Origin of the sequence: Chitinophaga horti, assembly GCF_022867795.2 — a bacterium.
Taxonomy (GTDB): domain Bacteria; phylum Bacteroidota; class Bacteroidia; order Chitinophagales; family Chitinophagaceae; genus Chitinophaga; species Chitinophaga horti.
Genome location: NZ_CP107006.1, coordinates 3,011,555 through 3,024,144, shown reverse-complemented (window position 1 = coordinate 3,024,144; position 12,590 = coordinate 3,011,555). Strand labels below are relative to the sequence as shown.

Sequence of the window (12,590 nt, the reverse complement as noted above, 5' to 3'; positions counted from 1 at the left end):
ACATGGAACTTTTTTCATCATAACGGTGGAGTTTAAAGTGTTACTTCATGCTTTTGGTTTACAGGTTAGTGGATACATATATTACCTTTCCTTCTATCCTGAACTTGATTTTTTGTGTGGATTCGAGTGACTTCAATACTTCTGAAACGTTTTCGTAGCGGGATATGCCTCCGTAAAACTTCTCTCTGGAAATAGCGCCCTGGTAGATCACCTCCACATTGTACCATCGTTCAACCATGCGCATAATGTACCGGATGTCGTCGCCGTCGAATACGAATTCGTTGTCCTTCCAGGCGACGGCCTGGTCCAGGTCTACTTCCTGTACGCGGAAGCTGCCATTGCGCAGCGTCGATTGCTGTCCGGGTTTAATAAGGATATCCGACGGGCCGGCATTAACTTTCACGCTACCTTCCAGCAAGGTCGTGCGGGTGGCCTGTTCATTGGCGTAGGCATTCACGTTGAACTCGGTGCCTACCACGGTTACCTGCTGCTGATCTGTATTTACTTTAAAGGGATGTTGCTTGTCCTTTGCCACCGCGAAATAGCCTTCACCGGTAAGCGTTACCTGTCTGTCCGGACCAGTAAAGCGCGCGGGGTAGGTAAGTGAAGATGCGGCATTGAGCCATACCTCGGTTTTGTCGGGCAGGATGATCTTATACGTTTCGCCCTTGGCGGTGGATAATGTATTAAGTGCATTAGCGGGTTGGTCGCTGTTTTCGGCCACCGTGTAAACCAGCACCCCATTTTTTGACTTGTTGATCTGCACCCCGGCCTGTTTGGCGATCTCGCCGTCCAGGTCGTCGGAGAGTACAATTTTTTGTCCGTTTGCCAGGGTGAGTGTGGCGCGGCTGGTGCCTGGGGCTACGTCCTGTGCAACTGCAGGCCCGGTTAAAATCGGCTTACTGTTCTCGCGCCACAGATAGGCACCAGCTGTGCAGCAAAGAAGGATCGAGGCCGCTACGGCTATCCGTGGCCATAACCTCCGCACTTTGGCCGGTTGCGGTTGTTGTACAATATGTTCATACGTGTCGGCGGCGGCTGCGGGAGTGATCGCATCTTCCGGCGCAACGTCTTTACCCCATTCTTCTCCCATCACCTCATGCAGCATCGTCTCCAAACCGTGGTCCGACAGGGCAGAAAGCCATTCTTCACGCTCCACAGAGCTCTGCGAACGGCGCTGGTATTGTTGAAAAAGGTAGCGAAGTCTGTCTTTGTTCATTAGATCTGGTAGTCAGCTTACATAGGCTGCCTAATGAATAAGACGAACCATTCGGGAAGTCGAGGTAATGGGAATTGAAATTTTTTAGAGCAGCCGGCAGATGATGAGCAGGACCGCCACGTCTGTATGTTCCGCCATATAACGGCGCAGAAACTTAAGCGCCAGTTTCATGTGCGTTTGCACTGTACCGTGGGAAATATTCAGTTGTGCCGCCGCCTCTTCGTACTTGAGGCCCTGCTGCTGGCAAAGCTGGTAAACCAGGTGTTGTTGCCTGGGCAGTTTACGAATGCCTTCCTCCAGTATTTTACGGGTTTCTTTCAGGAGGATGCCTTCTTCCGTTTCGTTATGCCGCTCGTCCAGCATGTAACGAATGTCGGCTTGTACCCGGACAGATAGTTCACTTTTGCGCAGCAAATCGATCGCATGGTGCCTCACCATCCGGTGCAGATAAGCATCGAGGTTATCGATATGATGCAATCGTTCGCCCTGCTGCCAGATCTTCAGCATCGTTTCCTGCAATACTTCCTGTGCCGTCGCGCGTGACTGCAATAAGCGAAAAGCGAAGTTATAAATGATCGGGTGGTAGTGGTCGTAGATTTCTTTGAACGCAACGCGGTCACCCCCGGCAATTTTAGCCAGCAACGTCTTTTCATGGGGAAGGCGCCGAGAGATCATGTTAGTTTTGGTTGTCGTGCTAAGCTAAAAAAAACTGTTCAGATTTAAAAGGGTGGTTGTGGTGGATGTTTTTGAATACCTTATTAATCGTATGCGCCATCTTTTACGTATTTTGTTAAAACAGGGCAAAACAAATTTGTCCAAAAAGTGTTTGACATACGAGCTGTATGTTGTGGAGGACGGCTGAAAACGTCATGGAAAAACAAAAGCCGCTACTAGAGCGGCTTTGTCAAAAACATTTTGGAGGTTCGAAGCGGATTCGAACCGCTGTACGAGCTTTTGCAGAGCTCTGCCTAGCCACTCGGCCATCGAACCATTTGTTTTTGTTGGGATTGCAAAAGTAGCAAATTTTAGATATTTGCCAAATCTAATTGGAAATAAATCGAAAAATATGGAACAGATCGCTGAATCAGAATTGATACTCAATAGCCGGGGCGCCCTCTATCACCTCGACTTGTTACCGGAAGAACTGGCCTCTACAATTATTACCGTGGGCGACCCGGAACGGGTGCGCACGGTGAGTAAACACTTCGATAAGGTGGAACTGCTGCGGCAGCACCGCGAGTTTGTGACGCATACTGGCTATATCGGGAACAAACGTATCTCGGTTGTATCCACTGGCATCGGTACCGATAATATCGATATCGTATTTAACGAACTGGACGCGCTGGCCAACATCGACCTTGCCACCCGCACGATTAAAGCAAACCCGGTGAGCCTGGATATTATTCGCCTCGGCACCTCGGGCAGCCTGCAGGCCGATATTCCCGTGGATAGCTTCGTGGTATCCACACACGGCCTGGGGCTGGACAACCTGCTGCCTTTTTATGTGTACGAGAATACGCAGGAGGAAGGTAATTTGCTGGAAGCCTTTAATACCGACGTGGCCTTAGTCGAAGGCTCCGCGAACCCATACCTGGTGAGCGCGTCGGAGAAGCTGGCGGCTGAGTTTACCAACGGTTTCTTTAAAGGCATCACGGTTACTTGTCCGGGCTTTTACGCGCCGCAGGGCCGCGTACTGCGTGGAGCATTGGCGAACCCGCAGCTCATTGATGATCTTACTACTTTCGGTTACGATAACCACCGCATCACGAACTTCGAGATGGAGACCTCGGGGATTTACGGAATGGGCAGGGTGTTCGGGCATCATTGCCTGTCCATCAGCGCGATCGTGGCCAACCGGATTGCAAAAGAGTTTAGTAAGGACGGGGCAGCCGCGGTGGAAAGACTCATCGATCATGCCCTGAGAGTGATCGCCGTATTGCCTTAAATTATTTCTGGCAGCCTATTTGTTCGGGAAGTTCATAGCGATTAAACCATCACCTTATGAAACACCTGTTACTGATAGGCTGCCTGTTTACCTCCCTGGCCGCTACTGCGCAAAAAGCTACACCCGTTGCTCCCTGGTTCGTAGAACGTTTTAAGATTACCGGCGGTTATTTTATGGCTGACAACAACACTAATGTGAAGGTCAGCAACAATGAGTTCCTCGGCACTGCCGTTAACCTCGAGAACGATCTTGGTTTTGACGACAAGGTAAACACCTTCCTCGCGGGCTTCGAATGGCGGGCCTCTAACCGTTCACGGATCGACTTCAGTTACACACGACTGCACCGCTCGTCCGTTCACCAGTTACAAAAAACAATTCAGTTCGGCGACAACACGTATAACGTGAACGCCCTAACGGATTCCTACTTTGATACAGACATTTTCCGGGCATCTTATGGCTATGCCATCTTACAAGGCTTGAGTTACGAAGCCGGTATTATGGTCGGTGCGCACGTGATCAAGTCGCAGATGGGCATTGCGGTAACAGGTGCCGGTGCAGGTGTGGATGTGAAAGACGACTTTGACGTAACGGCCCCGCTGCCTAATGCGGGCATCTGGGCGGGTTATGCTATCACAGGCCGCCTGGCGGTAACGGGAGATATTTCCTACATGTCGCTGAGTGTAAATGATCTGCACGGCCGTATTCTCACTGGCGGCGTACAGGTTAAACTCGGCATCTTCAGCGGTTTAAGTGCCACTGCCGGCTATTCTATGATGCACCTGAACCTGGACGGTCAGCGTGACGGCCTGTTAGGTGATGTGGACTGGAAATACAATGGTCCGTCTATCTCTCTTTCTTACGCTTTCGGCAATAAACGTTGGGTGAATTAATTATTCTGCTTTCAGGCTCTTTACCGGGTTGGCGAGTGCTGCGCGTACAGCGCGGAAGCTCACCGTTATCAATGTGATCAATACCATGAGTAAGACCGACCAGGCAAATATGCCCCAGCCGATTTCCATACGGTAAGCGAAGTTGTTCAGCCACTTGTTTACGAGGTACCAGGCGAGCGGCGTGGCGATAACCGCGGCAAACAGTGCCAGCTTCAGGAAGTTGGCCGACAACATGGCTACAATACTCGTCACCGATGCGCCTAACACCTTTTGGATGCCGATTTCCCGCATGCGCTGTTCCGCCGCATAGGTAATCAGCCCGAACACACCCAGGCAGGCGATCAGCACCGCCAATACCGCGAAGCCGATAAAGATCTGCGCGGTACGCATTTCTGATTGATACAGGCTATTAAACGCTTCGTCCAGGAAGTAATAGGAGAAGGGTTGGCCCGTCATTCCTTCCCTCGACTCGTATGCTTTTTCGATGGAGGCGATGGTGGCCTGTGCCTGCCGCGGATCAATACGGAAGGCCATGTTGTCGAGGCAGTCGCAGTAGGAAAACACCATGGGAGCGATCTTGTTATGCAGCGAGCCGGCGTTAAAATCCTTCACTACGCCAATGATCGGCCGGGGCTGCCCGCCAGTGTATAATTTCTTGCCGGTAATATCCGTAAAGCTAAGTAGTCGGGCAGCTGTTTCATTGATAATGATCGATTGCGCGTCGGTCGGTAACGCCGCCGAAAAGTTACGGCCACTGGCGATCTTCATACCCATCACGGGGATGTAATCTGCGTCTACGAACCACTCGTCTATCCCCACTACCTGGCCCGGACTATTGGTCGCATCCTTAGAAAAAATATTAGTGCTATTGTCTGTTCTGACCGGCAGCGATGCCGTCATCGTACCGCCTTGCACGCCGCTCATCTGCATCACTTCCTGCTTAAAACCTTTAGCCTGCGCCCCCAGCGGACGGGTATTATTGATGACGAGCACCTGTTCACGGTTGTAGCCAAGTTGTTTATTGCGGATGTATCCCAGCTGCCTGTAAATCACAAATGTGCCGATCATTAACAGGATGGCGGTCGCAAACTGGAAGGTAACCAGTCCATTCCGTAACCAGCTGCTTCTGAAGCCACCGGCTAAACGTCCTTTCAATACTTTTATCGGTTCAAAAGAAGAAAGGAAGAACGCAGGATAACTGCCTGCCAGTAAGCCTGTCACCACAACGGCCGGTGCCAGCCAGAGGATGTGCCGCGCAGTTAGCTGCAAACTTTTGCCCGACAGCTCATTCAGGTACGGTAGCAATACCACGGCCAGCATGGCGGCCAGCAGCATCGCCCCAAAGGTAGTGAGCAGCGACTCTGCCAGGAATTGCCCGATCAACACGCCGCGATGCGACCCCAACACTTTACGCATGCCGACTTCTTTCGCGCGGGAGGCGGAACGTGCGGTGGAAAGGTTCATGAAATTCACACAGGCGACGAGCAGGATAATAATGCCTGCCGCGGTAAAGATGTATACATACTGGATGTTGCCCGAAGGCTCGGCTTCGTTGGCCAGGTCGGAATGTAAAATGTATCTGATCGATGCGAATGGCATTGTAGCCGAAGTGTTCTCCTTTAGCCTTTAAATCAGCGATAGAAGAACCGACCATCTTACGCAGCGGCTCGTCCATATAACGTTCCGTGGCAGTGGCGAGGAAGCCGTCCAGCTGGGCTTTCGTCGTTCCCGGGCGGACTCGTACATAAGTGGTGAAGTTGTCTGCCATCCATTGGTCCTGGCGGCTTTCGGGCACGCCGGCCATGGCTCTTATAAAGTCGAAATGTACGTGCGATTGTGCCGGCACGTCTTTGATAACGCCGGTAACGATATAATCACTCTGGTTATCCAGCCGCAGGGTCTTGCCCACTACGTCGATACTATTAAAGTATTTCTTTGCTATTTTCTCGGAGATGACCAGTCCACTCGGTTCGCGTAACGCTGTTTTCGCATCTCCCGCCAGCATGGGCAAAGTAAACACATCGAACAGCGATGAATCGCCAAAGCAGGCATGCTGCTCTGCGATCGTTTCCTGACCGCGTGTTACGAGTACGCCGCCTTGCAGTGTAATGCGGCAATATTTTTCTATCTGTGGATAATCGTGCTGTAATACTTCACCAAACAGCGCAGGGGAGTGCCTTTCGCGGAAGGTATTGCCGTTCACGAGGAAATCTGCGTTAATACGATAAATGCGATCGTAATTGCGGTGAAACTTGTCGTACGACAGTTCATCGGTAACGAACAGCGTAATCAATATGCAGGTGGCCAGACCAATGGCGAGACCAAAGATCGTGATGGCGGAAAAGCTTTTGTTTTTCCAAAGATTGCGCGCGGCAATTTTGAAGTAATAGGTAATCATGTGATGCCGGGCTGCCAAAAAGGTGCCACGGCATAAAGGTATTGTAAATGAATAGATTAAGGAAGGTGAGGTGTCCGTTTCCGGATAATGGACGTCCGGAAACGGATGCTCTTGTTAAAGTTTGGTGATGGAAACGATGCGTAGTCCGACGAAGCAGTCGTCCACACACTCCTCCATTGTATATCCCACAGTGGAAATAAGGCCGTCGTTCTTGGCTTCAAAATATGGCGTAGTCTTGCTGCGTTTGGTCAAAAGGTCTGTCTTAGCCTGGTGGTAAACATCGTCAAGCGTCATAGGTTCCAACGCGCCGTCATGAGTGTTTAAGGTGCTGGCATCTTCCGTCCATTCATTGCGGACAGTGACCGCGCCAGTGCCTCCGTCCATAATGGTCGACTTATGATGACGGCCGGTAACCACTCCTTTTTCAATGGTGAAAGTCGTTTCAGATCCGTAGCCGTTCCATGATCCGGATTTCACCATAAAACGATAGGAGTTATCGCTGGCCTTTTTAAATGTTTGCCAGGCCTTAAAACTTTGCTGATAGGCAGATTCATGGGCAATGTCCTCTTTGCTACAGCCGCCCGGCAGGCCGGCAAACAATACCAGGATCAATAACGGGAGTGTGAGTCTCATCTAGTGGGTTTTAACCTTTTGGAACGGCAGTCGTTTATAAAAGTTACAGACGGGAGATAAATTAACAATGGTGGGTAGCTGGTAAGTTTTATGTACTTTTATCGCCGTAACAACCGGGTATTTATTCTTGAAAGATGCATTGACAAGTGAACGGGAACTGCTGCGAAGGATTGCGGCAGGTGATGGTGTGGCGTTCCGGCATCTGTTTGATCAATACCGGCAGCTGGTTTTTGGGTTTGCTTACACCCACTTACGTACGGAGGCGCTCGCCGACGAAATTACCCAGGAAGTATTCATCAAAATATGGATCGCGGGCGACAAACTCACCGACATCCAGTCTTTCGAACCCTGGTTACGCACTGTTACGAGAAATCTTACCTACTCTTATTTCCGGAAAGTAAAACAGCAGCGCGATCTGCTGGATGGCTACGCTTCGGCCCTGCCCGAAGAAGGACTGGATACCACCAGTCAGGACCTCGATTACGGCGAAGTACGCCGCCTGTTACACAATGCACTCGCGTCGCTCACCGACCAGCAACGCACCATATTCCGTATGAGCCGCGAGGAAAACATGCAGTATAAAGATATTGCCGCCGCGCTCGGCATCACCGAATACACGGTAAACTATCACCTGAAGAAGGTACTGGCCCATCTCCGTGACGTATTAGGAAATAATTTATATGCGCTCCTGTTGGGCGTGTGGGTTATTTTTTCATGATTTTTCTCAAATCGCACTACTTGACTTCCTTTTTCGTGCGTCTATCTTATAACCACCCTGCGAAAAAATATTGATATGACCGGTAACCGACTGGAAGATTTATATACGGCTTATATGGACAACTATGAGCTGACTGCTGCCGAAAGGCAGGAGCTGTGGCGGTTGTTGACTGATCCTGCCAACGAGGACGCCGTAAAAGCGTTGATGGACGGTCGTTTTGGCGAGGATGTACCGGGTATATTACAAAGCCAGGCCGCTGCGGATGCGATGTTCAGCGACATTACCGCCATGCCGCAGGAGCGTACCGGCAAAGTGCGTCGCCTGCATACTGCCCGTTGGTGGGCAGCTGCGGCCATCATAGCGGCTGTCGGCACGGCAGGCTACTTCTTCCTGCAACCATCGTCGCGCACTACGGTGGCGATCGTTACGAAAGCGCCCGCCAACGACGCGTTGCCGGGCAAAGAAGGAGCTATTCTCACCCTGGCGAATGGTCAGCAGGTAGTATTGGATAGTTTGGGCAACGTACAACTGGCCGCTCAAAACGGTACACAGGTGAGCGTGCAGAACGGGCAACTTGTTTACGATGCTGCCACCTCCGAAGGAGGAGCGGCTCAATATAATACGATCACTACACCCAAGGGCCGCCAGTACAGTGTATTGCTGCCGGACGGCTCAAGGGCCTGGCTGAATGCTGCCTCCTCCCTCCGCTACCCGGTGGCCTTCAATAGCAACGAACGCAGGGTAGAGGTAAGTGGTGAGGTGTATTTCGAGATCCGCGAACAGGCACAGCAACCGGTTTTTGTGCAGGTAACCGGCGGGCCGGAAATAAGGGTGTTAGGTACAAACTTCAACGTGAATGCTTATGCCGATGAAGCCGCGGTGCATACCACATTGCTCAGCGGTAAAGTGCAGGTGGCTTCCGTGGTGTTACGCCCGGGCCAACAGGCAAGCCTGCAGCGGAGTACAGGCCGCGTGAATTTGGCCGAAGCAGACCAGGAGCAGGTAATGGCCTGGAAGAATGGCAACTTCCACTTCGACGGTGCTGACATCCGCACTATTATGCGGCAGCTCGCCCGCTGGTACGATGTAGAAGTGAACTATAAACGCGTGCCGGAAAAGAAATTCAGCGGTACCATTCCACGCAATGTGAATGTATCGCAGGTGTTTGAAATACTGGAGTTAACAGGGAACGTACATTTTAAGATAGAAGGAAATAAAATAACTGTAGATCAATAATCAACCAAATTGTATTACTCACCTTTTAAAACGGCCTATTATGCAATGTTTACGAGTTAATGCCGGTTAGTTTCATCTGTAAAAAAATAAACCGGAAGTGCAGCGAACACCCCGGTTTGTTTGGATGATGAACGTTATCGTTGTTTTCACAATTCTTCAACCAGAACAAATTTATGTATTTCACTGCTTTGTGCAAAAACAAAGAGCATGGGCCTGCCATGCCAGCCAAAATCTGGAGGATCATGAAATTATCCTTTATTCTTGTACTAACTACGGCCATGCACGTAACTGCCAGTATATCTGCGCAAAACGTGAGTCTGAAGGGAAAAGGAATGCCTTTGAAAGATGTGTTTTCTGAAATGAAAAAACAGACGGGGTTCAATTTCTTTTATACGGATGACGACCTGGCAGCCGCCGGAAAGTTAGACGTAAACATCAACGCTCAGCCACTGGCTGCGGCATTGGAAGCTTTGTTGAGAGAGAAATCACTCACTTATTCGATCGTGGATAAGGTGGTGATCATTAAGAAAAAAGAAAACACTTCGCCCGAGCCACAGCCGGCTGCGCCACCGCTGGAAATTACCGGTAAGGTAACTAACGAAAAAGGCGAACCGCTGCCAGGCATGACGGTGATGATTATCGGCACCAAAATCGGTGTGGTGACCAACGCTTCGGGCATGTTCTCGATCCGCGCGGCCAAAGAAGGGCCGGTGGAGCTGAGTATTACAGGCATCGGTTTCAAACTGAAAGCGGTAAAAGTAAAGAACAGCGATAACCTCACGATCGTGATGGAGGCCGAAGCCACCAAAATGAACGAGGTGGTGATCAGCACGGGTATGTTTAACCGTAAACGCGAAAGCTTTACAGGGGCCGTATCCACCTTTACAAAAGAAGAACTGCGCACAGTGACTAACCAGAACGTGCTGAAAGCACTGGCCATTCTCGACCCGTCTTTCCAGATCATGGATAACCTCGATGCAGGCTCCAACCCGAACAGGTTGCCGGACATACAGCTGCGCGGCCAAACGGGCTTCCCGGACCTGAAGGGCGACTATACGACCAACCCTAACCTGCCGCTCTTTATCCTCGATGGTTTCGAAACCACACTGGAAAAGGTGAACGATATGAACATGAACCTCGTGCAAAGCATTACGATCCTTAAAGATGCTTCTGCTAAAGCGATCTGGGGTTCTAAAGCGGGTAACGGGGTGGTAGTTATCGAAACAAAGGCCCCCGCGTCCGGACAACTGCGCCTCTCTTACACGGGCAGTATGGACGTAATGGCGCCGGACCTCACAAGTTACAAGCTCACCAACAGCATGCAGAAAGTACAGGCAGAAGTACTGTCCGGCAAATATTCCTCGCCTTACCCAGCCACGGAAGCGCAGTTGCTGAGAGAGTACAGCACGAACCTGCAGGCAGCGCTGGAAGGGGTGAATACTTACTGGTTGTCGCAGCCGCTGCGCAATGGTATCGGTCAGCGCCACGGCCTCAACCTCGAAGGTGGTAACGATGGTTTCCGTTACTCGGCCAACATGAACTATAACAATGTGGTAGGTGTGATGCAAGGCTCGGACAGAAATACGGTGTCTGGCGGCATTAACCTCATCTACCGTAAAAATAATTTCCAGTTCAGGAACAGTCTGACGGTAGATAAAAACCGGTCAGACAACTCACCGTACGGCAGCTTCACCAATGTGGCGCGTATGAACCCGTACTGGCGTATGAAAGATGCGAACGGCAACTACATCGTAAGTTACAACAACGGCGCTGCCGGTAACCCGATGTACGACGGCTCGCTGAACTCGAAAGACTTTACGACGTATTTCCAGATCATCGAGAATTTCTATGCAGACTGGGACATTGCCCGTAACCTGCGTGTAACCGCCCGTGTGGGTATTACTAAACAGGACAACGACCTGCAGAAGTTCACGCCTGCCAGCCACTCGATGTATGCAACCATACAGCCGAATACCGATGCGTATCTCGATCGTGGTGAATACAGCATTCAGAACGGAAAGCAGAACAATATCAATGGCGACCTGCTGGCGAACTATTACTTCAACATCGGCAAACACAACGTATACCTGAACGGCGCTTACACGATCACACAGGCGAATACATCTACCAATGGTATGACGATGGTGGGTTTCCCGAATGATAAGATGGACGACATCTCTTTTGGTCGCCGTTATAAAGATGGTACGAAAGCCGCCGGTACGGAAAATACCAGCCGCTCGGTGGCCATCACTTCTGCCGTCAGCTATTCTTATGATGAGAAATACCTGGCCGACTTCTCCTACCGTGGCAACGCCAGCTCTCAGTTTGGTGCCGATAAACGTTGGGGCCTCTTCTGGTCGGTAGGTGCCGGCTGGAACCTGCACAAAGAGAAGTTTATGCAGGACCTGAAGTTCGTCAACATGTTTAAGCTGAGAGGGAGTGTGGGTACAACCGGTACGCAGAACTTCAACTCCTACCAGTCGATCGCTACTTACCAATATATCGTAGACCGTACGTACAACGGCGATATGGGCCTCGACCTGCTCGCGCTGCCAAACCCCTACTTGCAATGGCAGCAGGTAAAAGACAATAACATTGGCGCCGACCTGTTTTTGTTCAATTTGCTGAGCATCCGTTTCGACTACTATATCCGCGATACCAAGAACCTGCTGAGCGACATGGTGATCGCGCCTTCCAATGGTTTCGAGACGTATAAGTCGAACATTGGCGAATCTCGCAACAAGGGCTTCCAGGCGGGCGTTAACATGCGTGTGTTCAATAACAGCAATACACGCACTTCGGTGAATGTGTTTGCTAACGTAGCGCACAACACGAACCGCATCCGCAAAGTATCCAACTCCTTGGAACAGCTGAACCAGGAAGCGGATAACGATAAAGGAGGTACGAGCACTGGCAATGCGGCTAACCGCAGGCCGTCTACCCGTTTCGTACCCGGACAATCAATGTCTGCCATTTGGGTAGTGCCCAGCCGCGGCATCGATCCGGCGAATGGTAAGGAAATCTTTGTAAAGAGAGATGGCACGCTTACGTATGTATGGTCTACAGACGACTATATCGTGGGTGGCGACAGCAACCCGCTGTACAATGGCACATTTGGAGTGAACGTGCTGCACAAGGGCATTACCGCCAACTTCGCCTTCGCCTTCAGAGCAGGCGGACAGCAATACAATACTACACTGGTAAGCCGCGTGGAGAATGCGGATTTCAATTATAACGTAGACGTGAGGGCGTTGACAGAACGCTGGAGGCAACCGGGCGACAAGTCACTATTCAAGGACATTGCCGACAGGACCGATACCCGTCCTACATCCCGCTTCCTGCAGGATATGAACGAGTTGTTGTTCTCTTCCGTGAGCCTGGGCTACGATTTCGGTACCGCCAGGTGGTTAGAAAAGATACATGCCAGCCGGGTAAGCTTCCTGCTGAACCTGAATGACCTGGCGCGTATCAGCACCGTTAAAACAGAACGCGGCCTGGATTATCCTTATGCCAGAACGATTTCCGGTTCTTTACAAGTGACCTTTTAACAG

General features: G+C 50.8%; 10 protein-coding genes and 1 tRNA gene. 5 read left to right on the top strand and 6 right to left on the bottom strand.

What is annotated here, in order from left to right; genetic code table 11:
• Positions 1 to 58 precede the first annotated feature (58 nt).
• The 3 genes from MKQ68_RS12155 to MKQ68_RS12145 form a co-directional block, all read right to left on the bottom strand.
• A complete protein-coding gene (locus tag MKQ68_RS12155; protein ID WP_264283526.1) occupies positions 59 to 1,219 on the bottom strand; it encodes a FecR family protein in 1,161 nt (386 codons plus the stop codon).
• Positions 1,220 to 1,303: 84 nt separating this feature from the next.
• Positions 1,304 to 1,894, bottom strand: a complete 591-nt coding sequence (locus tag MKQ68_RS12150) for an RNA polymerase sigma factor (RefSeq protein WP_244845460.1) — start codon at positions 1,892 to 1,894, stop codon at positions 1,304 to 1,306.
• A gap of 241 nt (positions 1,895 to 2,135) precedes the next feature.
• Positions 2,136 to 2,209, bottom strand: a tRNA-Cys gene (locus tag MKQ68_RS12145).
• 76 nt (positions 2,210 to 2,285) lie between these two features.
• On the opposite strand from MKQ68_RS12145, the gene MKQ68_RS12140 reads away from it, so the two are divergent.
• Positions 2,286 to 3,164, top strand: a complete 879-nt coding sequence (locus MKQ68_RS12140; protein ID WP_264283525.1) for a nucleoside phosphorylase — start codon at positions 2,286 to 2,288, stop codon at positions 3,162 to 3,164.
• Between the two features lie 56 nt (positions 3,165 to 3,220).
• Positions 3,221 to 4,054 carry a hypothetical protein gene (locus MKQ68_RS12135; RefSeq protein ID WP_244845461.1) on the top strand — a complete coding sequence of 278 codons (834 nt, stop codon included), beginning with the start codon at positions 3,221 to 3,223 and terminating at the stop codon, positions 4,052 to 4,054.
• Here MKQ68_RS12135 and MKQ68_RS25825 read toward each other — a convergent pair whose 3' ends face one another.
• The 3 genes from MKQ68_RS25825 to MKQ68_RS12120 all read right to left on the bottom strand — a co-directional run bounded on the left by MKQ68_RS25825 (position 4,055) and on the right by MKQ68_RS12120 (position 7,085).
• Positions 4,055 to 5,518 (bottom strand): ABC transporter permease, encoded by a 1,464-nt coding sequence (locus tag MKQ68_RS25825; RefSeq protein WP_349773820.1) that lies wholly within the window; start codon positions 5,516 to 5,518, stop codon positions 4,055 to 4,057.
• The gene (locus tag MKQ68_RS12125; RefSeq protein ID WP_264283524.1) at positions 5,463 to 6,452 is read right to left on the bottom strand and encodes an ABC transporter permease; all 990 of its coding nucleotides are present in this window, start codon (positions 6,450 to 6,452) and stop codon (positions 5,463 to 5,465) included. The genes MKQ68_RS25825 and MKQ68_RS12125 overlap by 56 nt, the downstream gene beginning before the upstream one ends.
• 114 nt (positions 6,453 to 6,566) lie before the next feature.
• Positions 6,567 to 7,085, bottom strand: coding sequence for a hypothetical protein (locus MKQ68_RS12120; RefSeq protein ID WP_264283523.1), 519 nt, complete (start codon positions 7,083 to 7,085; stop codon positions 6,567 to 6,569).
• Positions 7,086 to 7,212: 127 nt separating this feature from the next.
• Between MKQ68_RS12120 and MKQ68_RS12115 the strand changes: the two genes are divergently transcribed.
• The 3 genes from MKQ68_RS12115 to MKQ68_RS12105 all read left to right on the top strand — a co-directional run bounded on the left by MKQ68_RS12115 (position 7,213) and on the right by MKQ68_RS12105 (position 12,587).
• Entirely contained in the window at positions 7,213 to 7,803 is a 591-nt protein-coding gene (locus MKQ68_RS12115) for an RNA polymerase sigma factor (protein WP_264283522.1), read from the top strand.
• A 75-nt stretch (positions 7,804 to 7,878) separates the two neighbouring features.
• Positions 7,879 to 9,039 (top strand): FecR family protein, encoded by a 1,161-nt coding sequence (locus tag MKQ68_RS12110; protein WP_264283521.1) that lies wholly within the window; start codon positions 7,879 to 7,881, stop codon positions 9,037 to 9,039.
• Between the two features lie 242 nt (positions 9,040 to 9,281).
• On the top strand, positions 9,282 to 12,587 hold the full coding sequence (locus tag MKQ68_RS12105) for a SusC/RagA family TonB-linked outer membrane protein (protein ID WP_264283520.1): 3,306 nt from the start codon (positions 9,282 to 9,284) through the stop codon (positions 12,585 to 12,587).
• Positions 12,588 to 12,590 lie beyond the last annotated feature (3 nt).